This is a genomic window from Luteolibacter flavescens (genome assembly GCF_025950085.1).
Taxonomy (GTDB): domain Bacteria; phylum Verrucomicrobiota; class Verrucomicrobiia; order Verrucomicrobiales; family Akkermansiaceae; genus Haloferula; species Haloferula flavescens.
In genome coordinates this window covers 159,884-186,107 of the sequence record NZ_JAPDDS010000012.1, presented here as the reverse complement: position 1 = coordinate 186,107, position 26,224 = coordinate 159,884, and the positions used below count along the sequence as shown (strand labels likewise).

At 62.8% G+C, this 26,224-nt stretch carries 28 protein-coding genes; 19 read left to right on the top strand and 9 right to left on the bottom strand.

Annotation, left to right across the window (positions count from 1 at the left end):
- Window positions 1-104 precede the first annotated feature (104 nt).
- The 3 genes from OKA04_RS19295 to OKA04_RS19285 are packed head-to-tail and all read right to left on the bottom strand — an operon-like array spanning window position 105 to window position 1,426.
- Window positions 105-689: a hypothetical protein gene (locus OKA04_RS19295; protein ID WP_264502845.1), complete on the bottom strand. Its 585-nt coding sequence runs from the start codon at window positions 687-689 to the stop codon at window positions 105-107.
- A complete protein-coding gene (locus tag OKA04_RS19290; RefSeq protein WP_264502844.1) occupies window positions 686-1,156 on the bottom strand; it encodes an SRPBCC family protein in 471 nt (156 codons plus the stop codon). The genes OKA04_RS19295 and OKA04_RS19290 overlap by 4 nt, the downstream gene beginning before the upstream one ends.
- A 12-nt stretch (window positions 1,157-1,168) precedes the next feature.
- Window positions 1,169-1,426 (bottom strand): hypothetical protein, encoded by a 258-nt coding sequence (locus OKA04_RS19285; RefSeq protein ID WP_264502843.1) that lies wholly within the window; start codon window positions 1,424-1,426, stop codon window positions 1,169-1,171.
- A gap of 152 nt (window positions 1,427-1,578) precedes the next feature.
- Here OKA04_RS19285 and OKA04_RS19280 point away from each other — a divergent pair, with 152 nt between their 5' ends.
- Both OKA04_RS19280 and OKA04_RS19275 read left to right on the top strand, forming a co-directional pair.
- A complete protein-coding gene (locus OKA04_RS19280; protein WP_264502842.1) occupies window positions 1,579-2,814 on the top strand; it encodes a class I adenylate-forming enzyme family protein in 1,236 nt (411 codons plus the stop codon).
- On the top strand, window positions 2,811-3,725 hold the full coding sequence (locus OKA04_RS19275) for a hypothetical protein (protein ID WP_264502841.1): 915 nt from the start codon (window positions 2,811-2,813) through the stop codon (window positions 3,723-3,725). Before OKA04_RS19280 ends, OKA04_RS19275 begins: the two co-directional genes overlap by 4 nt.
- A gap of 4 nt (window positions 3,726-3,729) precedes the next feature.
- On the opposite strand, the gene OKA04_RS19270 is transcribed toward OKA04_RS19275, so the two are convergent.
- A complete protein-coding gene (locus OKA04_RS19270) occupies window positions 3,730-4,158 on the bottom strand; it encodes a 3-hydroxyacyl-ACP dehydratase FabZ family protein (protein WP_264502840.1) in 429 nt (142 codons plus the stop codon).
- Between the two features lie 103 nt (window positions 4,159-4,261).
- On the opposite strand from OKA04_RS19270, the gene OKA04_RS19265 reads away from it, so the two are divergent.
- From OKA04_RS19265 to OKA04_RS19215, 11 genes are all read left to right on the top strand, one after another.
- Complete coding sequence (locus OKA04_RS19265; RefSeq protein ID WP_264502839.1) at window positions 4,262-5,101, top strand: lysophospholipid acyltransferase family protein; 840 nt, start codon at window positions 4,262-4,264, stop codon at window positions 5,099-5,101.
- 31 nt (window positions 5,102-5,132) lie between these two features.
- Window positions 5,133-5,405, top strand: coding sequence for a hypothetical protein (locus tag OKA04_RS19260; protein WP_264502838.1), 273 nt, complete (start codon window positions 5,133-5,135; stop codon window positions 5,403-5,405).
- Window positions 5,402-5,839, top strand: coding sequence for a TA system VapC family ribonuclease toxin (locus OKA04_RS19255; RefSeq protein ID WP_264502837.1), 438 nt, complete (start codon window positions 5,402-5,404; stop codon window positions 5,837-5,839). Before OKA04_RS19260 ends, OKA04_RS19255 begins: the two co-directional genes overlap by 4 nt.
- 105 nt (window positions 5,840-5,944) lie before the next feature.
- Window positions 5,945-7,084, top strand: a complete 1,140-nt coding sequence (carA, locus tag OKA04_RS19250; RefSeq protein WP_264502836.1) for a glutamine-hydrolyzing carbamoyl-phosphate synthase small subunit — start codon at window positions 5,945-5,947, stop codon at window positions 7,082-7,084.
- Between the two features lie 34 nt (window positions 7,085-7,118).
- Window positions 7,119-7,331: a DUF433 domain-containing protein gene (locus tag OKA04_RS19245; protein ID WP_343226912.1), complete on the top strand. Its 213-nt coding sequence runs from the start codon at window positions 7,119-7,121 to the stop codon at window positions 7,329-7,331.
- Entirely contained in the window at window positions 7,331-7,660 is a 330-nt protein-coding gene (locus OKA04_RS19240) for a hypothetical protein (protein WP_264502834.1), read from the top strand. The genes OKA04_RS19245 and OKA04_RS19240 overlap by 1 nt, the downstream gene beginning before the upstream one ends.
- A 17-nt stretch (window positions 7,661-7,677) precedes the next feature.
- Window positions 7,678-8,949: an adenylosuccinate synthase gene (locus OKA04_RS19235; RefSeq protein WP_264502833.1), complete on the top strand. Its 1,272-nt coding sequence runs from the start codon at window positions 7,678-7,680 to the stop codon at window positions 8,947-8,949.
- Between the two features lie 17 nt (window positions 8,950-8,966).
- Window positions 8,967-9,716: an undecaprenyl pyrophosphate synthase gene (gene uppS / locus OKA04_RS19230; RefSeq protein ID WP_264502832.1), complete on the top strand. Its 750-nt coding sequence runs from the start codon at window positions 8,967-8,969 to the stop codon at window positions 9,714-9,716.
- A gap of 590 nt (window positions 9,717-10,306) precedes the next feature.
- Window positions 10,307-13,828: a hypothetical protein gene (locus tag OKA04_RS19225; RefSeq protein ID WP_264502831.1), complete on the top strand. Its 3,522-nt coding sequence runs from the start codon at window positions 10,307-10,309 to the stop codon at window positions 13,826-13,828.
- A gap of 60 nt (window positions 13,829-13,888) precedes the next feature.
- Window positions 13,889-14,590: a hypothetical protein gene (locus tag OKA04_RS19220; RefSeq protein ID WP_264502830.1), complete on the top strand. Its 702-nt coding sequence runs from the start codon at window positions 13,889-13,891 to the stop codon at window positions 14,588-14,590.
- A gap of 172 nt (window positions 14,591-14,762) precedes the next feature.
- Window positions 14,763-16,598 carry a phosphoenolpyruvate carboxykinase (GTP) gene (locus OKA04_RS19215; RefSeq protein ID WP_264502829.1) on the top strand — a complete coding sequence of 612 codons (1,836 nt, stop codon included), beginning with the start codon at window positions 14,763-14,765 and terminating at the stop codon, window positions 16,596-16,598.
- Window positions 16,599-16,785: 187 nt separating this feature from the next.
- Here OKA04_RS19215 and OKA04_RS19210 read toward each other — a convergent pair whose 3' ends face one another.
- Window positions 16,786-17,355 (bottom strand): hypothetical protein, encoded by a 570-nt coding sequence (locus OKA04_RS19210; protein WP_264502828.1) that lies wholly within the window; start codon window positions 17,353-17,355, stop codon window positions 16,786-16,788.
- Window positions 17,356-17,563: 208 nt separating this feature from the next.
- Between OKA04_RS19210 and OKA04_RS19205 the strand changes: the two genes are divergently transcribed.
- From OKA04_RS19205 to OKA04_RS19190, 4 genes are all read left to right on the top strand, one after another.
- Window positions 17,564-19,012 (top strand): glycoside hydrolase, encoded by a 1,449-nt coding sequence (locus OKA04_RS19205; protein WP_264502827.1) that lies wholly within the window; start codon window positions 17,564-17,566, stop codon window positions 19,010-19,012.
- Between the two features lie 82 nt (window positions 19,013-19,094).
- The gene (locus OKA04_RS19200) at window positions 19,095-19,337 is read left to right on the top strand and encodes a phosphopantetheine-binding protein (protein ID WP_264502826.1); all 243 of its coding nucleotides are present in this window, start codon (window positions 19,095-19,097) and stop codon (window positions 19,335-19,337) included.
- Window positions 19,338-20,651, top strand: a complete 1,314-nt coding sequence (locus OKA04_RS19195; RefSeq protein WP_264502825.1) for a condensation domain-containing protein — start codon at window positions 19,338-19,340, stop codon at window positions 20,649-20,651.
- Entirely contained in the window at window positions 20,648-22,054 is a 1,407-nt protein-coding gene (locus OKA04_RS19190; protein ID WP_264502824.1) for a class I adenylate-forming enzyme family protein, read from the top strand. Before OKA04_RS19195 ends, OKA04_RS19190 begins: the two co-directional genes overlap by 4 nt.
- A gap of 22 nt (window positions 22,055-22,076) precedes the next feature.
- Here the strand turns inward: OKA04_RS19190 and OKA04_RS19185 are convergent, their stop codons facing one another.
- Window positions 22,077-22,892 (bottom strand): hypothetical protein, encoded by an 816-nt coding sequence (locus tag OKA04_RS19185; RefSeq protein WP_264502823.1) that lies wholly within the window; start codon window positions 22,890-22,892, stop codon window positions 22,077-22,079.
- A gap of 208 nt (window positions 22,893-23,100) precedes the next feature.
- Between OKA04_RS19185 and rpmI the strand changes: the two genes are divergently transcribed.
- Together rpmI and rplT are read left to right on the top strand one after the other, a co-directional pair.
- On the top strand, window positions 23,101-23,310 hold the full coding sequence (gene rpmI, locus OKA04_RS19180; RefSeq protein ID WP_264502822.1) for a 50S ribosomal protein L35: 210 nt from the start codon (window positions 23,101-23,103) through the stop codon (window positions 23,308-23,310).
- Window positions 23,311-23,449: 139 nt separating this feature from the next.
- Window positions 23,450-23,821 carry a 50S ribosomal protein L20 gene (rplT, locus tag OKA04_RS19175; RefSeq protein ID WP_264502821.1) on the top strand — a complete coding sequence of 124 codons (372 nt, stop codon included), beginning with the start codon at window positions 23,450-23,452 and terminating at the stop codon, window positions 23,819-23,821.
- 59 nt (window positions 23,822-23,880) lie between these two features.
- Here the strand turns inward: rplT and OKA04_RS19170 are convergent, their stop codons facing one another.
- From OKA04_RS19170 to OKA04_RS19160, 3 genes are read right to left on the bottom strand one after another with little or no spacing between them, the layout of a single operon-like run.
- The gene (locus OKA04_RS19170) at window positions 23,881-24,297 is read right to left on the bottom strand and encodes a hypothetical protein (RefSeq protein ID WP_264502820.1); all 417 of its coding nucleotides are present in this window, start codon (window positions 24,295-24,297) and stop codon (window positions 23,881-23,883) included.
- 32 nt (window positions 24,298-24,329) lie between these two features.
- Window positions 24,330-25,337 (bottom strand): glycosyl hydrolase family 18 protein, encoded by a 1,008-nt coding sequence (locus tag OKA04_RS19165; protein ID WP_264502819.1) that lies wholly within the window; start codon window positions 25,335-25,337, stop codon window positions 24,330-24,332.
- A gap of 53 nt (window positions 25,338-25,390) precedes the next feature.
- On the bottom strand, window positions 25,391-26,209 hold the full coding sequence (locus OKA04_RS19160; RefSeq protein ID WP_264502818.1) for a hypothetical protein: 819 nt from the start codon (window positions 26,207-26,209) through the stop codon (window positions 25,391-25,393).
- Window positions 26,210-26,224: the final 15 nt, after the last annotated feature.

The following is a 26,224-nucleotide window of genomic DNA, read 5'->3' as shown; positions in this document are numbered from 1 at the left end:
CGCTGGCAGCTGAAGTGCCCAAAAGTGTAACCCATGTCCCCGAACAAGTGTAACCCATGTCTCCGGCCTTTACAGGCTCCGCGCTCCCAGCAATCAGGCCCTCTTCAGCGACGGATCGGGACCTGCCCCGATTTCAGAACGAGGTCCTTCCAATCTGCCTCCGGACGCATGCCGATCTCCGCGATGAATCCCTTGAACTCCTGCATCCAACTCTCCGGGCTTCCCTGAAGCCTGGCGGCGTCCCATGAAAAACCCGAACACCCGAAGCAAATCTCAAATCGAGAGATTATCCCGGCATCCGAGTGAAACTCTATCGTGTGGTGAGGGTCGAAGCTGCAAAAGCTAACTACCGGCGATGCCGTCCGGTCAAAGGACCGGACGCGCTTCACCAGAGCCTCCTTTTGCTCTGCGGAAAGCCGGATGCGAGCATACTCGATCGTCGGGACATCGTCGAAGGAGCGGGGCATGAATTCAGGAAATGACTCTTCAGGAAAGTCATCTATGTAGGAATGCTCGATCACCTCGATAAACGAGGACTTGGCGATCTCATCAGCCAGCTTGTTCCGATAATCCCTCGCCGCGCGGTGCTCCGGCTTGGTGCATCCGACAAGCCACGTCAATGCCACCAAGCCCAACAAACCCAGCCTCATCCAGCTACACATCTTCGAATGAACGTCCCAGCGCATCATTTCTTGGGAAGCCTGCTCTCATTCTCCGCCAAGCTCCGGATGACCTCATTCCTCTCCTCTAACAACCTCCGCATGTACCGCGCCAAAAACAGCACGTCCGCCAAGCGACCCAGCAGCCCGAGCGGCGCGGTGTAGTCAAAGACATCCGTCATCCGTGTCCCACCCGGGATCGCCTCGAAATGGTGATCGTGCACGAAATCCGCGAACGCCCCGGAGATCATCGAGTCACGGAAATGCACGGGCTTCGTCATCGAGTCGATGCGACTGGAAAGCCTCTGCCGGATCCCGAAGTGCGTGGCTTCCCACGTCACGGTCTCCCCTGCCTCGATCAACCCGGACGTGCGGCCCGCGACTGCCCTCTCGCCATGTCGCGTCTGGCTTTCCTGATGGACGTCGATGCTGCGGGCGAGATCGAAGACCCGCTCGATCGGGGCGGCGATGTCGAAGACGAGTTCGATGCGAGGCATGGTGTCAGAGCCTCAGAAGAAAAGGAGAGAGAGGAAACCCACCACGACGGCGATATTCAGGAGAAAGAAGACCGAACAAACCCGCAGCATCCCCCGGTCTCCTCGCTCACCCGCGACCAGCTTCGCCTGCTCCCAATCCACCCAAGCGGTGACGCCGATATTCGCCCCGGGGGTAAAGCCCTTCCCATGCTGGCGGGCATAGGGACGGATAGCCACCAGCCAAACGACCAGCGAGCCGAAGAGACCCAACACCATCAGTGCCCCACCCATCCGTCAAAGGAATCAGCAGATACCCTCAAGCGGAAGCCGGATCGCGAGGATTTCATGTGAGGGTCAAATTGACTCCCCCTCCCGTCTCATGCACTTCTCGGTCATGGCGATGCCAAACCCCCATCCCACGGAAAGCCCTGACTGAACCCGGCATGTTGTTCTCACGCTGGCAGGAGACAGCCTCCCGATACCGGGATCAGGTCGCGGTGATCGATGGCGGCAGGTCGTGGAGCTTCTCCGATCTGGTGGCGGGCCTGAAGGATCGCACTCCCGCTGACGGCCCTGTGCTCGCGCGCGGCTCCGTGGTCGAGATCGCGGTCTCCACCCTCCAAGGCTGGCGCGACGGCCAACCGGTGCTGCCTCTGGAAAAGGGCGCCGCCATCCCTGATTTGCCCGCGTCATTCCCGGAAGGAACGGCTCACCTGAAGCTCACTCCGGGCATAGAAGGCACACCGCGGGCCGTATTTTTCTCCGCCTCACAAATCGCCGCCGATGCCGACCGCCTCGTCTCCGCCATGGGACTGCGGCCCGGCATGCCGAATCTGGCCGCGATCTCCGTGACCCATTCGTATGGCTTTTCCGGCATCATCCTGCCCTTGCTGCTACACGGCATCCCGGTGCATGTGGTCGAGGTGCCTTTCCCGAAGGTGATGGTGGACGCGATGTCGGCCCACGAAGCGGTGGCTCTCCAAGCCGTGCCCTCGATGTGGAAGGCCTGGCACCGTGCCGGGATCCTGCGAGACGCGAGGATCGCGCTGGCCGTCTCGGCGGGCGCACCACTCTCGCTGGAGCTGGAGCACAAGGTCTTCTCGGATTGCGGGCTGAAGCTGCACAATTTCTACGGTGCCAGCGAATGCGGCGGCATTTCCTACGATGGCGGCGATTCGCCGCGGGAATGCGCCTCCGACCTCGGAGCCCCCCTGCCCGGCGTGGCCGTGCGGCTTTGCGAATCCGGGCGCTTCCTCGTCGAGAGCGATTCCGTGGCGCTGGGCTATGAATCCGCGCGCGAGGGCGAGATCCTCGGAGGTGGGCAATACCTCACACAGGACTTCGGACGGATCGAGACAGGGCGGCTGATGTTAGAAAACAGCGGAGCGGAGTCGATCAATGTCGCCGGGAGGAAGATCGGCCCGGCAAAAATCGAGTCAGCGCTCATGGCCAGCGGCTTGGTCGAGAGAGCGCGCGTCTTTGGCGTGAAAAGCCATGATCCTGAACGGGTCGAGGAGATCACGGCACTGGTGGCACTCAAGTCCGGGACGCTGGAACAGCTCCGCCAGCGCATGACCGAAGTCCTGGCTGGATGGGAAATGCCTCGTCATTGGGAAACAGCCGCCGATGTTTCGGCTTGGTCGCTTTCCCGAGCGGAACTCAAGAAACGATGGTCATGAAATTCTCCCGGAGACACTGGATATGCCTCGCTGGATCGGCGCTCTGCGGCTGCAAGGGCCGCGGATCTTCCGGCGGCACGGGCAGCACCGCGGTCGATACCGATCCCCGCGTCCAGGCCGGTCCCTTCTCCGTCGAGGTCCCGCTTGACTGGAAGCCCTCCGCACGCGTCGAGGAAGTCCCGGCAAATCCGCTCTACACCACCGGCGAGTGGCAGCAGGTCGTGAAGGCCCGCGAGGCGAATGAGGTCCCGGCGGTTTACAAGCCGCAGTTCGCCTCCCGCCCACGCCACTGGGCGATCCGGCTTCCCGGCTCCCTGCCAAAGGACCTCAACCGCGATCCCGGCGATCCGGGCGAAAGCCCCACCGCCCCGCAGATCCTCATCCACAAGGCGGACGAATGGGCGGCCATTTTCACCGACGGCGTCGACGGCAAGGACAAGTCCGCCGAGACGATCCTCAAGCTCCGCGAGGGCATGGACGCCGCAATCAAAGGCGAAGGCAAGGCGGTCGTCCCCGCCTTCATGGACGCCAGCCTCTCCTTCCAGTGCCTCCGGAAGCGCATTGATTTCGAGGGCGGGCACGGGGTCCGGCTCCTCGCCCAGTGGACCACCGAGCCCGAGCTGCTCCGCGAGAACCAGCTCCACTACCTCTTCCTCGGCCTCTCGGATGATGACTCCTGCCAGATCATCGCCACCTTCCCCGTGACGCTCCCGGGTTTGCCCGAGGAATACGTCACGAAGGCCGAGCACCTTGGACGAAGCACCGAGCGCCACGAGGAACTCGGCCAGAACTTCGAAGCCTATGAAAAGGACGCAGCGGCATGGCTGGAGCAGCACGCCGCAGAGATCAACCCGGGCCTGGAAACGCTCGACAAGATGCTGGAGACTCTCGTGGTCCGCAAATGGGACTGAGCCCTCAGGAGACGCTCTCCTGACCGCTGAGCATCACCTTCGCCGAGGCGAGCGGGCGATCCCCCACGCTCACCTCGCCGGAGATCTGGATCATGCCGCCGAGGCGGCCTTCCACCTCCGCCCTCAGCGTCAGCGTTTCGCCGGGCTTCGCAGCGCCGAGGATTTTCGCGCCGCGGACACCGGTCAGGAGCAGGTTTTCCAGCGGCGGGATCGCCGGATCGCTCTGGGCCACCACCCCGCCGAGCTGTGCGATCGCTTCGATCAGGATGACGCCCGGCATCAGCGGATTTCCCGGAAAGTGTCCCGCCAGAAATCCCTCGTCACCCCGGACCAGATAGCGGGCCGTCGCGAACCTGCCCGGGTCGAGCGATTCGAGGGCATCGACAAAGCGGAATTCCGGACCATGGGGCAGCGCGGCGAGAGGATCGTGCATCGCGGACGATCCATCCCTCGTGCGCCCGACGTGGCAAGTCGCAACGCAATTTTCCATGGACCGCGCTGATTCAAACAGGCTATAGTTCCCGCGCTGTTATTCCATGCCCTCACTGGAAAGCCAAACCCTCCCCAGGTCCGCCTCCACTGCCGCGCAGACGCGCCGCTGGTGGCGTCTCCCGTGGGAGGCCGCGGCCACGCTGGGGGCCTTTGCCTACTGGGGTATCTTCGGGCTGTTATTCACACTCGTCTCCATCCCGCTGATCCTCGTTCTGCCTTGCCTTGTGGCGAAGCGACTGGGCCGCGGGATGCTTCACCGGGCCTTCCGGGTCTTCGTCGGCTACCTCCGTGCGACCGATCTCGTTCAGGCGGACCTGAGTTCGCTGGATGCCCTGAAGGATGATCCGCGGGCAGTAATCATCGCGCCGAACCACACTTCGCTCTGGGATGCGGTTTTCGTCATCTCCAAGCTACCGCAACCGATCTGCATCATGAAGGAAGCGATTCTCAAGAATCCATTCCTTGGCGGCGGTGCCCGGCTCGCGGGTTATATCCCGAATGGCTCGTCCTCCCGAATGGTGAAGGATGCCGCCGACGCCCTGCAAAAAGGCGGCCAGCTCCTGCTTTTCCCGGAAGGCACGCGCACCCGGCGCGAAGCCCGGTGGATCAATCCCCTGCGCGGCGGCTGCGCGCTCATCGCCCGCCGGGCCGGAGTGCCGGTGCGCCCCGTCTTCATCCGCAGCAATACCCGCTTCCTCGAAAAGGGCTGGCCGCTCTGGAAAAAGCCCGAGTTCCCCATCCGCATAAGCATTGAGCTCGGCGACCCGGTCGTGCCTGAGGAGGGCGAAACCGCACACGAATTCACCAAGCGGCTGGAGGAAATCTACCAGCGGAATCTCTCCCGCGCCCACAAGCTCCGCCGACAGGTGGAGGTGGCGGATTGACGCTTTCGCATCAAGATGCGAAGATGCGGACATGAGGACGACGCTCGATCTACCTGATCCCGTTTTCCGCGACCTGAAGGTCAAGGCAGCAGCGGAAGGTGTGACGCTCAAGCAACTGCTGACCGGCTTCGTGGAAAAAGGGCTCTATGGGACCGATATGGCCAAGAGTAAGCCCGTGCGAAGCCCGCTGCCTCCGCCACTAAAATCCAGAGGCGTTACCATCCCGTCGCTCACCAATGCCGAAATCGACGAGATCTTCCTTGAAGAGGATATGGAGAGATGGGGCATCAAGACAAAATCATGACCCCGGCAGTCGATCTTCCTGATCTGAATGTCTGGCTTGCTCTTTCATTTTCGGGTCACACCCACCACGAACGGGCGCTCGACTACTGGAATGACCAGCGACAGGATCTTGTGGCGTTCTGCGGGGTCACCTTGATAGGGCTTCCTCGGCTGCTCACCACGGGGCCGGTAATGTTTGGTGATCCTTTCTCCCCGGAGGTTGCAGCCCGAAAATGCCAAGAACTCCTGAGCTTGCCCGACGTCCTGTTCATTCAGGATGAGGAAGGGCTTTTTGGAAGACTTGATGACTGGTCAAAGGCCTCCTTTTTCCGCCCCAAGCTCTGGACCGACGCCTGGCTCGCCGCGCTCGCGGTGGAAAATGAATGCCGGTTGGTCAGCTTCGATGCGGATTTCTCGAAATTTCCGGGGGTGGATTTCCTCCATTTGACGCCGTGAACGCAGACGGTTCCGAATTCCGCTTGTGACGTGGGGCGGCCCTCACCTACGTTCCGCCCGCCGCGCGGGCAGCCCTTCCTTCCCTTTCGCGGCAGCATCGCGCCCATGAAAGCCATTCTCGCCCTGGAAGACGGCCGCCTTTTCGAAGGCCGTGCCTTCGGTGCCTCCGGAACCACGACCGGAGAAATCTGCTTCAATACCTCGATGACCGGGTATCAGGAGGTCATCACCGATCCCTCCTACCGCGGCCAGATCGTTTCGATGACCTACCCGCAGATCGGGAACTACGGCATCAATCCGGAAGACGCCGAGTCCTCCGCCCCGCACGTCCGCGGCTTCGTGATCGGCGAGCTTTCCCCCGTCGCGTCGAACTGGCGCTCGCGGATGACCCTGCCGGATTACTTCTCGGAGCATGGCGTGCTGGGCATCGAGCACGTGGACACCCGAGCGCTGACGAAGCACCTGCGCTCGCGCGGTGCCATGCGCGCCTGCCTCACAACCGAGCTCACCACCGAGCAAGCGATCGCCACCGCCCAGCAGTCCCCTTCCATGGAAGGCATGGACTACGTGCAGGAAGTCTCCACTCCTAATGATTACCTTTGGGATTCCGAGTCCCGCCGCTTCACCCTGCCGAATGCGCTAACCGGCCACCTCGATACCTACTTCGAACTGCCGCCGATCAAGCACCGCATTGTCGCCTTCGACTTCGGCATCAAGTGGAACATCCTCCGCCGCCTGCGCCAGGCCGGCTTTGAGGTGGACGTGGTGAATTCCCGCACCTCCGCCGAGGCGGTCCTCGCCAGGAACCCGGACGGCATTTTCCTCTCGAACGGCCCGGGCGACCCGGCCGCGCTTGGCTACATCCACGAGGAGATCAAGAAGCTCATCGGCAAGAAGCCCGTCTTCGGTATCTGCCTCGGCAACCAGATCCTCGGCCACGTCTTCGGCGGCAAGACCTACAAGCTGAAATTCGGCCACCGCGGCGGAAACCAGCCCGTGAAGGACCTGCGCACCGGCCGGATCTCGATCACCTCGCAGAACCACGGCTTCGCCGTCGATCCCGACTCGCTGCCGTCGAATACGGAGGTGACCCACATCAACCTGAACGACGACACCGTCGAAGGCATCCGCCACAAGGACATGCCGGTGTTCTCCGTCCAGTATCACCCGGAAGCCGCTCCCGGCCCGCACGACGCGAGCTACTTCTTCGAGGAATTTGCGTCGCTGATCGACTCGACGAAGTAACTTGCCGCTCGCGAGACGGCCGGCACCCCATTAGATTGCACTCGTGAAAGAAGTTTCCCGTGACCCGGAAATCCTTGGCGGCACTCCTGTGTTCGCCGGGACCCGTGTGCCTGTGAAAACCTTGTTCGATCATCTGATGGGGGGGGACCGTCTTGACGAGTTTCTCGAAGACTTCCCGACCGTGACGGAAGCCCAAGCCCTGGCCGTCCTCAAGGCAGCCGAACTCAGCGTCGAAGCCGCCGCCTGATGGAGGACGCCGTGGTGATCGACGAATGCCTTCCCAAAAGGCTGGTGAGGCTGCCCCCCGGTCATCAGGTCTTCACCGTGCCACAACTCGGACTCGCCGGAGCGAAGAATGGCAAGCTGCTGCAGGCGCTTTCCGGTCGCTGCAGGGCTTTCATCACAGTCGATTCCAATCTCAGTTTTCAGCAAAATCTGCCGCGATTGCCCTTCGCGACCTTGATTCTTTCAGCAGCAAGCAATCGCATTGAGGACATCGCGCCTCTCGCCCCATCCATCCTGACCGTGCTCGGACTTGCCGTCCCGGGTTCGATTCATCACATCCCTTCCGCTTAAACTCCAGCCGCCCTAGCATGAATACCATCGTCACCGGTCTCCAGTGGGGAGACGAAGGCAAAGGCAAGATCGTCGATTACCTCACCGAAACCGCCGACGTCGTCGTGCGCGGCCAGGGCGGGAACAACGCCGGCCACACGGTCATCGCCAAGGGCACGAAGTATATCCTGAACCTGCTGCCCTCCGGCATCCTGTGGGATGGAAAGTTCAACATCATCGGCAATGGCGTCGTGGTCGATCCGGTCGGCCTTGTCGCGGAAATCGAGCGACTGGAAGCGCAGGGCGTCTCCATCACGCCGGACAAGCTGCTCATTTCCGACCGTGCCCACGTCGTGCTGCCGCTGCACAAGGAACTCGACGCGGCCCGCGAGGCAGCGCTCGGCGACCGCAAGATCGGCACCACCAAGCGCGGCATCGGCCCGACCTACGCCGACAAGGTGAACCGCTGCGGCCTGCGCATCGCCGACCTACTCAATGAGGAATACTTCCGCGAGATGGTGGGCCACCGCACCGCCGACGCGAATGAGCTGCTGTCGAAATTCGAGGGTCTCGAGACCTTCGACGCCGTTGCCCAGGCAGACCAGGTGCTCGCCGCCTTCGCCCGCCTGAAGCCCCACGTCACGAATACCATCCCGGTGCTCCACTCCGCGTGGAAGGCCGGGAAGACGATCCTCTTCGAAGGCGCGCAGGGGTCGCTGCTCGACATCGACTTCGGCACCTATCCCTTCGTCACCTCGTCGAATACGACCGCCGGTGGTTCCTGCACCGGCAGCGGCCTGCCGCCAAATGCGATCCAGCAGGTCATCGGCGTGTGCAAGGCCTACACCACCCGCGTCGGCTCCGGCCCCTTCCCTACCGTGGACGAGGGCCTGTCCGAGTATCTCCACGGCCTCGGCCGGGAATTCGGCGTGGTCTCCGGCCGCCCGCGCGGTTGCGGCTGGCTCGATGCCGTCCTGCTCCGCCACGGCTGCATGGTCAATGGCACCACCGGCCTCGCGGTCACGAATGTGGACGGCCTCGACAACTACGAGACGCTCCGCATCTGCACCGGCTACGACATCGACGGCACCATCCACGAGCTCCCGCCGGCGGACCGCCACGCATGGGACCGCGCCGTGCCGGTGTACGAGGAACTGCCCGGCTGGATGCAGGACACCACCGCGTGCACCAATTTCCTCGATCTGCCGGCGAATGCGAAGGCCTACCTCAAGCGCCTCAGCGAGCTGTGCGGCACGCCCGTGAAATTCGTCGGCGTCGGCCCGGACCGTGCTCAGACGCTGGTCGTCTGAAAATTCACCCCGGCTTCATGAAATCCGCGTCCCCCCTCCCCTCCTTTGGCCGCGACATGAGCGAGTCGTCCTCCATCCCCCGCCACATCGCCATCATCATGGATGGCAATGGCCGGTGGGCGAAAGAACGCGGCAAACCCCGCATCTCCGGTCACCGCGCCGGAGCCGAGTCCGTGCGCGAGTGCGTGGAGGGCTGCAAGCAACTCGGCGTCGAGTTCCTCACGCTCTACGCCTTCTCCTCCGAGAACTGGAACCGTCCCGCCGCGGAGATCACCGCCCTGATGGCCCTGCTCGAGCGCTTCCTGGAAGAAAAAGCCGGCGAGCTGATGGAGCAGAACGTGCGGCTGCAGGCCATCGGCCACCTCGAACGCCTGCCGGTGAGGACCCGCCGCAAGCTCGACAAGGCGATCGAGCGCACGTCAGGCAACACCTCTCTCACCCTCATCCTCGCGCTTTCCTACGGAGCCCGCGAGGAGATCGTGGAAGCCGCCCGCTCCCTCGCCGCCGACGCGGTGGCGGGGAAGATCGATCCCGCGAAGATCGACAATGCCACCTTCGCCTCCCGGCTCTACACGGCCGAGATCCCTGATCCCGACCTGCTCATTCGCACCTCGGGCGAGCTGCGCGTGTCAAATTTCCTCCTCTGGCAGATCAGCTACGCGGAAATTGTGATCTTCAAGAAATTCTGGCCCGACTTCCATCAGGCCGATCTGAACGAGGCCGTTGAGGAGTATTCCCGTCGCCACCGCCGCTTCGGTGGGCTGTAAGGTCAGCAAAATACGACCTCCGGCAGCATGGCCGCGACTCATGGTGAGCCCCCGGGACCTGTTTCGATGACTCCAAAGAGTGAGTCCGGAACAATGAGCGAACTTGGCTGAAGCCACCGCTGAAGGTGGGAAGGAAATTTCGGACAGAATTTCCGGAGGACCTTCGTAATCAGGACCTCCCTCCAGGGTGGCCTGCGCCCCGCTCGACCCCGCAACGGGCGGGCGGGGCGAGGGCGGCCCGATTTTTTCGGGAATTTTTTGGCGGTTTCTCCCACGCCAAAGCGCATTCATTGCTACGTCAGCATGCACTTTGCTCATCCTTTTATCAGGACGGGTAAGTCCCAAGTCCACGGTGAGACTGCTGCTTGACACCGCAAACCCTCGCATCAATGTTTGTCATTGTGCATACAAGACCCACAAAACCCTCGAAGCCCGGCTTTTTTGCGTGGGATTTAAACGGAACTAAACCCGAGCGGAAGTTACGACGTAAACACGTCGTGCACCAAAAACTCCAATTGCTCACTTCCTTCAGAAAAAAGGCCCATCCCAAGCGAGACTCGGGATTCGCCCTAGTGATCACACTTTCGCTGATGGTTCTGGTCACCATCTTGGCGGTGGGCCTCCTGAGCCTGACGTCCATCGAGCTGCGAAAAAGCAGCATCGGTGACGCCCGTGCCGCAGCCCGCGCCAATGCCCGCCTCGGTCTCATGATGGCGCTGTCCCAGCTCCAAAAGGACCTCGGCGACGACCGTCGCTCGACGGCCGATGCCTCCATCCTGGCTAGCAGCGCAAATCCAGCTGCCGTCGGCGTGTGGAATGGATGGTCCCCCGAGTTGGTGACGAAAACCACGGCTTCGTCCACCCCGAGGGTCGACTATGTGACGCCGAAGCAGCAGACCGGCTTCCGCTCATGGCTCGTCTCGCAGGCCGATCCACAAAAGACCCGGGAACTCCTCTGGCATGCCACCGCGCCTGCCGGCGACGTTGCCAAGCTCTTCACGCAGGACAGCAGCGGCTTCGAGCTCTTCGGAGAGAAGGTCCCGGTGGACAACGAAAAGACCCCCGGAAGCTTCGCCTGGGCCGTCAGCCAGGAAAACACCCGCGCCAAAATCAACATCGGTGCCGACAACAAGAACCGTCAGGAGCTGGCGGAGCAGCTTCACGCTCCTGCGCGCCCGAATCTGTCTCTCACCTCCTACATCAAGCACCCTGAAGACAACTGGGATCGTCGCCCCGCGACCATAGTGGACTTCCTTCAGGCTTCGCTCGATCCCGGCTATGGCGTGGACCGCGCTGATCTGGGCAAGGCACGCGCCCACTTCACCAGCTCGTCATACAGTCTCCTCACCAATCCCGTGAAGGGCGGACTCAAGGCTGACTTTTCGACCGGCTTTGAAATGACGGAAACGGAGTTCATCAAGACTGCCTGGCAGGATGGTGACGTCTCCATTCCAAATCCATTCCGCGGCGGTGGCCCTACCGAGTACAAGGGCCAGAAGCCCCTCTTCACCCCGGTGGCGAACAACGCCCAGGTGCAGGTGACCATGGATTTCCCACCGGCCTCGGTGAAACACAAGTATCAGGTGAACGGGGTCCCGACCTTCGACATGCTGCGGAATCACTACCGCAGCTACCGCCACCTCTACGGCTCCTCGGAGAAAGACCTCACCGCGTTCGAGCGCCCCTACGCGCACATCGCGACCCCGTCGTCCGAGATCGTCAGCGGCCGCCCCTTCGGCACCAAGACCCAGCCCTCGATCCAGCCGGTGCTGGACCGCATGAACCTGTTCTTCAGCGTCATGGCCAAGAACGATGGCACCCTCTGCCTTCTTCTCACTCCGCTGGTGACGGTGTGGAATCCATACAATGTCAGCATCGAGAGCGAAGGTATGGTCATCTACCCGTGGATCGACTTCGCGGTTTACTGGCCATGGCAGGTGAAGAGGGCGGATACGGGTGCCAACGAATCCCGGGGTTTCCACCTTTCCCGCTTCGTGGGTGAAGGTTACCAGAGCGCCGACGGCCAGTACCACGGCCGCTCCAGCCGTCCTTATTTCTACTTCCACCTGACCGAAACCGGTAGCCCGGTGGGATCCGGAACGAGCACGATCGGACAAAAGATCAAGTTTGCCCCCGGCGAAGTGAAGGTGTTCTGCCTCGCGGATGCGACACGGCGGGATCTCCAGCCGAATACTGCCGCAGCCTCGCGCACCTGGCGGATGCGCACCGTCACAAGCGCCAGCGACATCACCGCCTCCTTGAAAGGCGGCGTGATCCTCAACATGCGGAACTCGATCAATCACGCGGAAGACTTCAACTACCTGCTGAAGAATGGCGATCAGGTGATGTCGCAGACCGCCACGTTCGATCGCGACCAGTATCCGATGATCGTGAACATGGCCGACTCCTACCAGATCAAGAATCCCAGCCGGGAACTCATGGTCGAAGCTCGGCCGGCCAATGGTGCTCAGCAAGCTCTCCCCGCCGAAAGGAACCTGTATTTCTACACGCAGGTCCAATCGACCAAGAGCTACGCCGCGGGCAAGAACTCGATGAGCTACCCGACATTCGCCTTCAATGACATCAAGGAGAACCCTCGTCTGGTGGGTAGCTTGCTCACCTACCACCGCGTGGCGCAATCATTACCCGGCGTTGCAAATGCCGACCTGATGTTCACGACGAACCCGCGCCAAGCATTCGTGAATCACTACCTCAGCGGCACCCAGATGCAAAGCGGTCCTCACTACGAGACAATGATGCAGGGGGGCACGTCGCTGGCCGCTCTGGCGGTCCAGACGACTCCGACTGGAGCACAAGCCTACTACGGCCCGTCGCACAGCTCCAGCACCGGCTACTCCCACCTGCCCTTCTTCGAGATCCCACAGTCGCCTATGCTCTCGCTGGGAGCCCTCCAACATTGTGACCTTTCGGCCACTGCATTCGGCAATCCCAGCCAAGTCGGCAATTCGTGGGCATCCCCTTATCTTCCCGGGTCCAGTGTCGCCCGCCGGATGACGATGACCTCGGGTAGCGACCCCGTGGCCATCACTCCGACTGGACTGGGCGTCTATGACATGGCTTATCTGGCGAACGAGGCTCTCTTCGACGGTTTCTTCTTCTCCGGGGCGACTCCCGGGAAGGGCCAGCGGAAAGCCAGCAGCTCCGTCGGCCCCAACATCTGGAACGAGGATCTCATGTCCAGCAGCGAGTCCCTGGAGGACGTGCTCGGCGCCTTCTACAACGACCCGGCAGCCAAGCCGCTCCGTAATCCCCGCATGGCTCCGCACTACGGCGGCAAGACCGCGGACCAACTGAAGGTGAGCCTGAGCGCTCCCGCCGGTAGCGCCCGCATCGCGGGACACCTGATGGTGGACGGCGGCTTCAACATCAACTCGACCAGCGAGGACGCCTGGGCTGCCATGCTGTCGAGCCTCCGCGGAGCCGAACCGGTGGACAAGGAGCAGACCCCGCAATCCCGCTTCCGCCACATCGTGGACTCCGGCCCGGCGAAGATGGTGACCAATGATCCGTGGGCTGGCTTCCGCGCCCTCACCGATGCGGACATCAAGACCCTAGCCACCAATATCGTGGCCGAGGTGAAGCTGCGCGGTCCCTTCCTCTCGCTGGGTGAGTTCGTGAACCGCCGCATCGCGACGGATCGCACGATGAATATCTCCGGCGCGGTCCAGAGCGCGATCGACAAGACCGACCTGAACAAAAAGGTCACCTACCCGCGCTTCGACACCGCCGCCTATCCGAACCGGGAGAACCTCCCGAATCCGAATACCGGCACGAACACCCCGGGCTGGCTCAGCCAGGCCGACGTGCTGGGAGCGCTGGCACCCTTCATTACCTCGCGCTCGGATACCTTCGTGATCCGCTCGCAGGGCGAGGCCCGCGATGAAAAGGGCAACATCCTCGCGCAGGTCTGCCTGGAGGCCGTCGTCCAGCGTGTGCCGGAGTATGTCGATCCGAAGGATGACGCATCCACCCTGGTGGCCAATCTCCAGTCCGATGTGAACAAGAGCTTCGGCCGTCGCTTCGAGATCATCAGCGTGCGTGAACTCGCCCGCGTCCAGAGCGCCAGCGGCACCGACCCGCACTACAACTAAGTTCCATTCTTCCCGGGCGGCGGCGTTGACATCCCGCCGCCCGGGTAACACCTTGTTTACGTGAACTTCCGTCGTCTGTTTCTGGCCCTGCTTCTGGCCCCTGCACTATCCCACGCCGCCCCCTCCGTGCGGGTGCTGCCGTGGGACGAAGAGATCGCCCAACGCAAGCTCGCCTTGGTGAGCGGTGAAAACGTGGTCGAGATCACGCAACTTCATCCGTCAAAACGCAGTCCTTTCTTCCAGTTGAGGGGTGATGGCCCGTTCTTCGTCCGAGCCTTGGACAAAAAAGCCGCCGATGGCACGGCTGCCCAGCACTCCTTCACCATCGGCGCGAACGTCACCCATCCCCTGCTGATGCTGCTCCCGGATCCCAAGGATCCGGCGGGAATCCGCGCGGTCGTCTTCGATGACAATCCGGCAGGCTTCCGCTGGGGAACCTACCGCTTCCTGAATTCCACTCCGAAGGAGATGGAAGTCCGTCTGGAGAAGAAGGCCGTCCGCGTGCCCGTGGGGTGGAAGCCAGTGGACCTTGATATCGGCGGTGATAACCGTGGATTCAGTGCCCTCTTCATCATCCCCGGCAACACGAAGCCGCTCTACTCGGCGATCTGGGAATACGACAAGGAGATGCGCACGCTGTGCTTCCTGGTGCCCAGCGAGGACCCCCGCATCGGTCCCGTTGCCGTGAAGGCGATCCCCGAAGACCGCAAGTCTGCGGAAGACGCCCAGCCAAGAGGCGCCGCCGCATCTACTCCTAACTGAACGGCAGCTTCCTTCATATCATCCTGAAGCTTCCTCAACCCCCGCGGGCAACCTGCGGGGGTTGATTGTTTTTGGCGCAAGTTGGCGGCATCCGGTCAAATCCTCCGGGATTCGGCCCATTTTCATCGATTGGGTTGAACCATGGCAAATGGGCGCGTTTGATACGGATGCCATGAGCGCTCCCGTCCACCACGCCGAACTCCTCGCATGGGTCGAGGAAATGACCGCCCTCTGCCAGCCCGATGCCATCGAATGGTGCGATGGCTCGCAGGAAGAGTGGGACCGCCTCTGCCAGCTCCTCGTAGAGAAGGGCACCTTCACGAAGCTGAGTCCGGAGAAGCGCCCGAATTCCTTCCTCGCCCGCTCCACGTCATCAGACGTGGCCCGCGTGGAAGACCGCACCTTCATCTGCACCCGCCGCAAGGACCTCGCAGGGCCGACGAACCATTGGATGGAGCCATCCGAGATGAAATCGCTGCTGAAGGAGAAATTCACCGGCTCGATGAAGGGACGTACGATGTACGTCGTACCTTTCTGCATGGGCCCGCTGGATTCCCCGCTCGCGAAGATCGGCGTGCAGGTCACGGACAGCGCCTACGTGGCGGTGAATACCCGCATCATGGCCCACATGGGCAAGAAGGTGCTCGACCGGCTGGAGGCCGAGGCGAACGGGGAGCTTCCCCAGAAGCGGGACGGCCATGGCGTCTTCATCCCCTGCTTGCACTCGATCGGAGCCCCGCTGGAAGCCGGCCAGGCCGATGTCGCGTGGCCGTGCAATGAGGACAAATACATCGTCCACTTCCCCGAGACCCGCGAGATCTGGTCCTACGGCTCCGGCTACGGCGGCAATGCGCTGCTGGGAAAGAAGTGTCTCGCCCTGCGCATCGCGAGCAACATCGCCCGCGAGCACAATTGGATGGCAGAGCACATGCTCATCCTCGGCCTTGAGTCTCCAAAAGGGGAAAAGACCTACCTCACCGCCGCCTTCCCCTCCGCCTGCGGCAAGACCAACCTCGCCATGCTGGTGCCGCCGAAGACCTACTCGGACGCAGGATGGAAGACCACCATCGTGGGCGATGACATCGCCTGGCTGTGGCCGCATGCCGATGGCCGCCTGCATGCGATCAATCCCGAGACCGGCTACTTCGGCGTGGCTCCGGGCACCTCCTACGACACGAATCCGATCGCGATGGAGTCGATGAAGGAAAACACCATCTTCACCAATGTCGCCCTGACCGACGATGGCGACGTGTGGTGGGAAGGCCTCACGAAGGAAGCTCCCGCCCACCTCATCGACTGGCAGGGCCAGGACTGGACGCCCGGCTGCGGCAGGCCCGCGGCCCATGCGAATGCCCGCTTCACCGCCCCGGCGAAGCAGTGCCCGACCATCGATCCCCAGTGGCAGAATCCGGAGGGCGTGCCGATTTCCGCGATCATCTTCGGCGGCCGTCGTCCGAACACGATGCCGCTGGTCTATCAGGCTTTCAACTGGTCCCACGGCGTCTATGTCGGCGCGACGATGGGCTCGGAAGTCACCGCCGCGGCGATCGGCCTGAAGGCAGGCGTGCGCCGCGACCCCTTCGCCATGCTCCCCTTCATCGGCTACAATATGGCCGACTACTTCCACCACTGGCTCGACATGCGCCGCAAGGTGAACCACCTGCCGCGCTTCTTCCACGTGAATTGGTTCCGCAAGGACGCGGATGGCAAGTTCCTCTGGCCCGGCTTCGGCGAAAACATGCGCGTGCTGGAGTGGATCGTGAACCGCTGCCACGGCCGCATCCCCGGCCACGAGACGCAGATCGGCTGGACGCCGGATTGGGAGGACTTCCACACCGAGGGGCTGGAAGGCTTCGACGAGGAGAAATTCGACCAATGCATGGCCTTCGACGCCGACGAGTGGAAGGCCGAGATTCTCAGCCAGGGCGAGCTCTTCCTGAAGCTCTACGACTACCTGCCGAAGGAGATCGTGTTCCAGCGTGAATTGCTGGCGGCGAGGCTGAGCTGATGGCAGGCGGTGTCCCTATCAGCCGGAAGGAAGGCTTCGGGATCCACCGGGCACCACCATATCCGGCGCATCCCTGAAGTTCTGACTCCCCGCCCCTGCCACCTTGGTCTGCTCACGGCTGGCGCACTTGCAGCGTCAGCCGGTCTACCATGGATGGGCCAACAACCGACCGTCCCGGAAACTCAGGTCAAGAACGCCAGACCTCCTCAAAGATCAGGCCGGAAAGGCAAGCTTCCTGATATTGGTGATAAAAATCGTTCTCCGGATCACCCCGATCCGAGACGGTGTAAATCGACGTCCTCTTCCTGACCTGTGCCTTGAAGACACTTGCGTCCCCAATCTCGTCGGGCAAGAAGACATGCTCGAAGACTTGAACCACCGCAGTTCCTGCCTTCCGGTAATTTGAACGTTCAAGATCGAAGCACGGGTAGCTTGCCAAAGGATTCAGCACGAAGACCGGCCCGTATCCCTCGATCGTTCCGGGAAGAACCTCACCGGATTTTCCCAGGATCCCGCCTACCTTACTCATCCTCACTGCATCCCCGTAAACCAGACAGCCTAGCACGAGGTCGTGAAAGCCCCCTGCGCGGGTAGTGTCCGGTTCCCTCACTTGGAAGGCGCGCTCCTGATCGTCGAGCCTGCTCCATATCCCTTCAATCGGCTGGCCGTCGAAGAGACCCACCTTGTCGAAGAACGCCGGATCCTTCGGTAGAAGCGAGTAGCACCTATGGTCAGAGCGGATCAGAAATACTTTCATGATAGTCGGAAATGCCTCTCCCGGGATGAGGGGTGAGTGAAAACACGGACGAGAGCTGACCATGCAAACAGCAACATCACGTTGATGCAAGGAGTCACGGGTGACAGATCCGATCACCACAGAGTTCTGTTGCCGGAGGGTTCAAAGCCGCACCCGAAGCTGGACTATATCGCAAGACGTTCGTTGGAGCACCGCATTGACTGATCACATGGGCAAAGGATCATGGATGCTAGGGATCGGGTTACTGCTCGCCGGAAGACTCCACGCCGAACCGGTGGCGGTGACGCTGGACCCGACTGTCAGCCAGGGAAAGTGGGAGGGCTGGGGTGCTTCGTTGTGCTGGTGGGCGGCGGTTTTCGGCGATCGTACGGACCTGGCGGATGCGATGTTCACCACGCGGGAAGTGCGGGTGGAGGGCGAGGCGCTGCCGGGGCTCGGGCTGACGATCGCCCGCTACAATGCCGGTGCTTGCGCATGGCGGAAGATCGGCGAGCAGGAGATGCAGAAGTCCAAGATCATCCTCCCCTACCGCCAGATGCAGGGATTCTGGCTGGATGACCGCAGCAGCGACCCCGCTTCGGAGAGCTGGGATTGGTCGGTCGATGCGAAGCAGCGGAACATGCTGAAGCTCGCCAAGGAACGCGGTGCCACGCACTTCGAGCTCTTCTCGAATTCCCCGATGTGGTGGATGACCCGCAACGACAATCCCTCGGGCGGGCCGAAGCCGAGCGATGACAATCTTTCCCCGGAGCACGAGAGGAACTTCGCGATCTATCTCGCCGCCGTGGCGCGAAAGGCGAAGGACGACTGGGGCATCACCTTCACCACGGTCTCCCCTTTCAATGAGCCGGTGTCCGACTGGTGGTTCGCCGATTGCAAACAGGAGGGCTGCCATGTCTCGCCGGGACAACAGGCGCGCGTGCTGCCGATGGTGCGGGAGGAACTGGACAAGCGTGGCCTGGAGGACCTGCCCATCGCCGCCTCGGAGGAGACCTATTACGATCATGCGATCCGGACTTGGGAAAGCTTCGACGAAAAGACGCGCGACCTGATCGGCCAGGTAAATGTCCACGGCTATCAGGAGGCGAAGGGCGACCGGGCAAAGCTCCATCAGGTCGCACACCTGGAGGGCGGCAAGCGGCTGTGGAACTCCGAGTATGGCGACGGCGACCCCACCGGTCTGAACATGGCGCACAACCTTCATCGCGACCTCAAGGACCTGAAGCCCACCTCGTGGTCCTACTGGCAGCCCATCGACGGAGGCGGCTGGGGCCTGATCCCGGCAGACATGCAGCGGGGCCGCCTGCGCCGGCCAAACCCGAAGTGGCACGTGCTCGCCCAATACACCCGCCACATCCGGCCCGGAGCCACCATCCTGACCACCGGGGACGAGTCCGTGATCGCCGCACTCGATGAAAAGGAGCGCCGGGTCACGGTCATCTGCCTGAATGATGGCGAGACCGGGCGGGAATGGCGGATCGATCTTTCGAAGCTCGGGGCGCGGGGACAGCCCATCATCACCGGCTGGCAGACGGAGCCCATGGGGAAAAGCCGCTACCAGACCACCGGTAAGGTGAGCGTGGAAGGCGGACACTTCACCATGAGCTTGCCGAAGAAATCCGTCCAAACCGTGGTCATCGAGGGACTGGAGCGGTAAAACCGGACGGCGGACCTTTGGAGCCAGCCGCAAATCCCGGTATTGATCGCCCCGCGGTCCGTCGTATTCTTTGCCTCGCCGCATGGAAAACGAGCTGACCTCCCTCATCGCCTCCGATATCCTCGATACCGATCAAGCGATCACCCCGCAGAGCGACCTTTTCGCCGCGGGGCTGGATTCCATGGGCATCATGCAGCTCCTGCTCCTGATCGAGGACCGCTTCGGCGTGGAGATCGATCCCGCGGACCTCTCGCGGGACAACTTCTCCACCGCGGAAAAGATCGCCGCGCTGGTGGCAGAGAAAAAAGCGGCATCCTCTCGCTGAATGCCATCGAGCGGACAGACCCTTCCGCCTCTCGCTGCGACGTGCAGTGATGGCTTCCTCTTCGGGCTGGAAAGCCTGATGCGCCGCAGTGGCCAGGGCCACCACCTCGCGGCTACCGTGGTCGAGTGCGAGGGAGAGCCCGACCTCGCCGCCCTGCGACATGCCGCGGATGTGCTGGGCCATCGTTATCCCGTGCTGCATGCCCGCATCGCCCGCGGTGGTGACTTCATCGCACGCTGGAGATTGGACGAGGTGACACCGGCTCCGATCCCGCTGGAGGTCCACGGGATTTCCAAGGACGCCCTTCACCCGCTGATCGAAAGGCTGCTGAATGCGCGTGAGCCGGACGTGTGGAAAGCCGGGGCGAACCTGCGCTTCCACGTGGTGATCACCTCGCCCTCCACGTGGACGCTGGTGCTGATCTGGAGCCACTCGCTGCACGATGCCGTGGGGATCGACCGGCTGCTGCTGGAGATCGCCACGCCCGGGGACGATCGCACCCCGCGCAGCGGCGGAGTGGACTCCCCTGCCCCGGCCGAGCCGATGTCCACGCTCTACAAGAAGGCGCTCCCGATGATCGAGGAGATGCGGACTTTTCCCGCATGGCGGGTCCGCTCCTTTCACCGCAAGGGCGTGGATGCAGGGGAAAGCCAGGTAGCTGTCCATGCATTCGACCGCGATACCACGACCGTCATCCGGGCGAAGATGGCGGCGACCGCGGGTGAACTACTACTCCTGCCGTACTTCGCCAGCATCGCCGCACGCGCCGTGCAGTCGGTCATCGCCGCGCGCCACCCGGACGAGCAGGTGCCGGTGCTGCTCTCGCTCCCTGCCCAGCGCGCGGGCGAGCGCCCTCTCTTCCAGAATCACATGGGCGTTTACACGCTACTGCTGACCTCGGAGGACCTGGCTGAGCTGAAGCCCGCCACCCGCGCGCTCTACCGCAAGTCCGCGGACTTCATGCGGCGCAAGCTTCTCGCCTCGATGGACGCGCTGATGCGGATGATGGAGCGCTGCCCCTCCCGCTTCTACAATCTCCCGGCCTTCATGTATCTGAAGGGCGAGGTGTGCACGCTCTTCCATTCCCATACCGGCAGCTTCGCGCCAGGGCTCGCGATGCTGCATGGCAGCCGCGTGACGAATGGCTATCATGTCCCCTCGGTATGCTCGCCGCCGGGCGTCGGGATCTTCTTCTCGGAATACGAGGGCCAGCTCTCGATGACGCTGTCGTGGAAGGACGGCTGCCTTTCACCGCTGGAGCTGGAATTGATGAAACACAAACTCGCCGAAGACCTCGGAGTGCCTGTCCCGTGAACCTGATCGAGGAAATCGCCCGCCGTCATGATCCCGCCACGCTGGCTGTCGTCAGCGGAGATCGCCGCGTGACCTATGGCGACCTTTTCCGCCACGCGCGGGAAATCTCCGCGCGCATCCCTGCCATCGGACGCATCCCGCGCATCGGCCTTCAGTGCCCGAATGGCGTGTCCTACATCGTGCTCTCGATGGGCGTGCTGCTGGCGGGCGGATGCCTGGTGCCGCTCGCCGAGGAACTGACGGATGCGGAGCGCTCGGAGATCGTGGCGACCACCGCACTCGACTTCATCCTCGCGGCCGACGACCTGCCATGGCACGGGCCGGAGGAAGTTCTTCTCACGGCGGAAAGCGATGGCACGCCATGGACGCTGCACCGCTGCGCGCCGCTGACGCCCGAGTTTCCCGAGGATGGATTCCAGGCGCTGAACCCGGCTTTCATCCGCTTCAGTTCCGGCACCACCGGCACGAGCAAGGGCGTGGTGCTCTCCCACGAAACGCTGCTCGCCCGCATCACCGGCGCGAACGACGGCCTGTGCATCGGCACGCAGGACCGCGTGCTGTGGATGCTGCCGATGGCCCATCACTTCGCGGTCTCGATCGTGCTCTATCTCTACTTCGGCGCGACGACCGTGCTGGAGCACTCGGCCATGCGCGAGGACATCCTGGCGACGGCGGAGAAGCATGCCGCGACGGTGATCTACGGCTCGCCCTTCCACTTCGCGATGCTTTCCGGCGACAAGGGCGGCTTCATGTGGTCGTCGCTACGACTCGCGGTGGCCACGGCCGCGGCGCTGCCCGAGACGACGGCACGGGCATTCGAGCAACGCTTTCACAAGCCGCTGACCCAAGGTCTCGGCATCATCGAGGTGGGCCTGTCGGTATTGAATCTGGATGCCGCGAGCGAGAAACCGATGTCGCTCGGCAAGCCGATGCCCGCCTACGAGGTGGCGCTGCGCGACGATGAATTCCACGTGCGCGGCCCCGGGTTGTTAGACGCCTATCTCGTCCCGTGGAATCCTGACCCGCTCGACGACGGCTGGTTCGCCAGCGGGGATCTGGTGCGTCGCGACGAAGACGGCCACCTCTTCCTGATGGGTCGCAAGAAGTCTCTCATCAACGTCGCGGGAATGAAGGTCTTCCCCGAGGAGGTGGAGCGCGTGCTGAACGAGCATCCCGCCGTGACGCGCAGCCGGGTCCACGGTCGCGAGCACGCTCAAATGGGCCAGGTGCCCGTCGCGGACATTATCCCCGCCGACCCCGCGCTACCGCCGAAACCGGTCGATCTTCAGCGCCACTGCAAGGCGGTGCTTTCCACTTACAAGGTGCCGATGGTCTTCAAGATGGTGGAGACGCTGCCGCTGACGGCTTCGGGGAAACTGAAGCGGGTGAGCAGCGACGATTGATCCGGGGGGCACCGGCGTTATCTCACGGGTCCGCGTAGCTGCTGCTGGCCCGCGACGCGGTCGCCCACTGCTTTTTCCCGTCGCGGCCGACCACCTCCACGGCGTCGATCTCGTTCCAGCCGGGCACGCGGGTGGTGTCGAGGTACACCTTTACCGAACGGGCCCGGAGGTTTTCCTCCACGGGGAAGGCGGAGGAGACGAGTTCATCCGAGGCGGAGGGATCCATGGTCCCCTCCCAGACGGTGGCCTCGCGGCCATCGGAAAGCACCGCGACCACCTTGCTGATCGCGCCGGGGTTGTGACTTTCGATGACATTGATCTGCTGGAGATCGACGAAGCGGTCGTAGTCCACCTGCAGCCACTCCTCGCCCCCGTCGGGATCCTTCGACGCCCAGGCCGAGGGTAGGTCGCCGGGCTGATGGGTGTCCGGAGCCCCCACCGCCTGCTCATGCCCCCACCGGCGCTTTTCGCCTCCGGTCCAGTGCTCGATGGCGGTTTTCTGCTCCGGGATGAAAGCGGTGCTGGAATAGTCCGGCACAAAGGCCCCCGACTGCTCAAGTATGGGACGCCGCTCCCGGGCCTTGAGCTGCTGCTTCAGCTCGCCCAGCTCGGCACGGGCGCTGGCCAATTCTGCCGCGAGCATCTGCGGGGGGATTGCCTCCAGCGGCGGCAGCGGGCTGATGGCAGTGGCCAGCTTTCGAGCCGGAAGCTGGCGGCTCACCGGGACCTGTCGGCTCTCTGCCTCGGCGAGGCGCTGCTCAAGGTGCACCACCCGGAGCGCGAGGAAACCGGTGACGAGGGTGACTCCGGACAGCAGAAAGATCGGTAGCTTCTTCATGATCACCAAGGGGTTGAGACCGGGGAAAGGCGGCCTGTTTCCGAATCCGACACGCTGATCGCTTGATTCTTAGGCATCTGGTGCCGATTTTTCCAGCGTCCGCTCGACGCGGAGCCCATTTCGCCGGGACTGAATCCGGTCCGAAAAGCCCGGTTCCATGCCACTTTTGCCTTGCCAAGCCGGGGTCGGCCCCTAGTTTCGCCGCCCCATGCCACGCGTCTCAGGAAAAGCAAAGACTCGAAAGGCTGTTGCCAAGCGTTTCAAGGTGACAGGAACCGGTAAGGTTCTGCGCCGGAAGCAAGGCGCCCGGCACTTGCTCCAATGCAAGAACCGTAAGCGCAAGCGGGGCCTCACCAGCGCCGCCCTTGTCTCCGATGCCGACATCAAGAACGTGAAGGAAAACCTTCCGTTCCATTGAACTGCTGAAGCAACAAACCGCGCCCCCGTCCGCGCCTCGGACGGCCTCCATCGCAGCCTGACCCGCAAGGGTACCACCGGACAAGCGAGACTGCGGGAGGAAAGAATAACCAACGGCCTGTCCGACCAGAAAAGAAAACATGCCACGCGCCACCAACAGCCCGGCTTCACGTGCCCGCCGCAAGCGGGTGCTGCACCGCGCCAAGGGCTTCCGCGGATTCCGCTCGAAGCTCTTCCGTTACGCCAAGGACGCCGTCCGCAAGGCGATGACCTATGAGTATCGTGACCGTAAGAAGCGCAAGGGCCAGTTCCGCCGCTTGTGGATCCAGCGCATCAGCGCTGCCGTCCGCAACGAGGATCTGACCTACTCGCGCTTCATCGAAGGTCTCGCTGCCGCAGGCATCGAAGCCGACCGCAAGATCCTCGCCGACCTCGCCGTCAAGGACGCAGCCGCGTTCTCCGCGATCGTCGCCCAGGCCAAGGCCGCCCTCGAAAAGAAGGCTGCCGCCTGAGTTTGAAAGGACTCATCTGAAAGACGCCGCCCGGCCCCGTGCCGTGCGGCGTTTTTTGTTCATCGGGCCCGCTCTTCTTCCCCGGCAGATCCCTTGGCAAGCGATACGAGCCAGAACACCGCGAACCAGCCGACCACGAAGTGAGCCAAGGATACCTTCGTAATCGGTAGGAGGACCGCGGAACTGAGCAAAAGGAGGATGCAAAGCTCTTCCCACCAATTGCCCTCGCCTCTCGCGACAAAGCGGACAGCGCGGTAACCAAGGAAACAGAGAATAGGAAAAGTCACCAGCGCCCAAAGGCCGCCCCAGAGGACACCCATTAGAATGGTCGCAGGAAGGAGCAGGAACGCCTCCAAGGAGGCGAATTTCAAGGTGGCAAAGACAAGGCCGAGCCAGACGGCCAGCCATGCCAAGGCGGCGCGGGCGAATACCCCGCTCATCGCGCTGCCAAAGACATCGGCGGGATCGAGCTTCATCGATAACGCACTACCGGAAAAGCCCGGTCCATTCAAGGCGGCGCGTTGAAGGCCTCTCCGAGCACCTTCCAATCCTCCTCGCTCATCTCCCACTCCGAATACACGGAAATGCCGGCGTAGTGGGCGGGGACACCGTCTTCCAAGGCCGCATGGATGCCCCGGAGGGCATTCTCCAGATCCTCCACCCGCGGGTCGTGATAGCCGGTGCCCGCGTCGTCGTAGGCAGGCACGCCGAGCAGGACTTCCCTCCCCTCCGACCACGCCAGCACCTCATGGGTCCAGTCCACCATCAGCTTGCGGTAGGGCTTCTCCCACGTCAGCCCGGTGTCGTAGAGCATCGGCACGATCTGATCGACCCGCTTCGCAACCTCCCGGAAATAGGACTCTCCCCAGTGGACTTCGGGAAAGGGATGCCAGCGCGTCGGCGGAGGGTAGGCTGCGATCGACAGGATCTTCCCCGGCGGCATCGCCTTCCGCAGCTCTTCCAGAAGCAGCAGGAAGGACGGCTCACCATCCGGCATCGGCTCGATATTCACATGCAGTCCGGCGAGGCGGGGATGGCGGATGAGCAGTCCGACGGAGGTCTCGACGAACCGGGCCCGCCACTTCGGCGAAGAAGGATCAGCTGAGTCATCCTTCACCCCGCCAACCCATGGCATCACCCGGAAGCCCTCGAATCCGTCCAGAAAGCGCTCGGTCTGTGCGTCATCGACCGCCGCAATCGCTCCATCATATTCGCAGGGGCAGAGGTGTGGGAAAACGTCGCGGATGCCGTGGCGCTCCAGCTTTCCGCGCAGCGCCGCGATCTTGCCGGCGTCGCGGAAATTTGAGGCATCCCTCTCCGTCTCCTTGAACCACCCGTCGTCGCCCATCCAGCCGTGCTGGAGCCAGATGCCATTCCGCCGCAGGTCATGCCGGCCGTCCGTGATCCGCTCGCCCGGCGTCCAGCACAGGTAGCCAAACCCGAAGATACCCAGGATGGCAGCGAGCAGGAGCAGGGTCCGCCATGGAGGTCGCTTGAGCCGCTGCCAGAGAGTCATTCGGGAAGCCTAGCGGCACGGACTGGTCGCGGCAAGATACAGCATCGTCCCCCTCAGCAAAGCCGCACCATGTCCTTCACGAACTGACCCCAGAGGAACATGAGGCCGCGGAAGGAATACTCGAAGTGGCCGCTGCCGGTATCGCGGATGATCCCGGCCTCGAGATTGTAGCGGATCTGGAATTTCATCTCCTCCTCGATGGCATGCTCGATCTCGTCGGGATCCGGCATCACCAGCGAGTCCACCGGGACCTTCGCACGCTTCAGGAACTCGTGATGGTCGCGCAGGATGTGATGAAAGCAATTCCGTTCGCAGGGCACGTGGTTCCAGCGCATCTGCGGCGGGCACTTCAGCGTTGGGGAAAAGGGGAAATTCGTCGTGCGCCAGATCCGGCCGGACTCGTCCCGGGAGGTCACGGAGATGAAGGCGAAGGCGACATCCCCTTGCTCACAGAGGCAGACGGCGCTCACGGCCTTCTCCTCCGGATGCCAAAAAAGGCGGAAGAATTGCTTCATCCCGCCCCATTCCCAGCCGCAATCGTCCACATGCTCGAAGCCTGCATCCTCCATGGCTCCGGCCGCCTCGACCGCATTCGGAAAGAACGAGGGATCTGGCACCTCACGGCTGCGCAGGCGGTTTTCCAGCGGCAGACGCATGCGCCGGATGCGGGTGAGCAGCTCGATCCATGGCAGGAAAAACCATAGCGCCACCCCCGCCACGCCCCACCAGAGGCAATCCGTCAGGAAGTAGAGGGCCAGGAAGCTGGCGACCAGAAAGACCAGCGCTCCGAGCTTTCGCCACATCGCCCTCCGCGCCGATCGCAATCCGACGGCGAGGACGAAGAGTCCGAGGACAATGAGGCAGGAACGCATGAATGAGTGATGGGA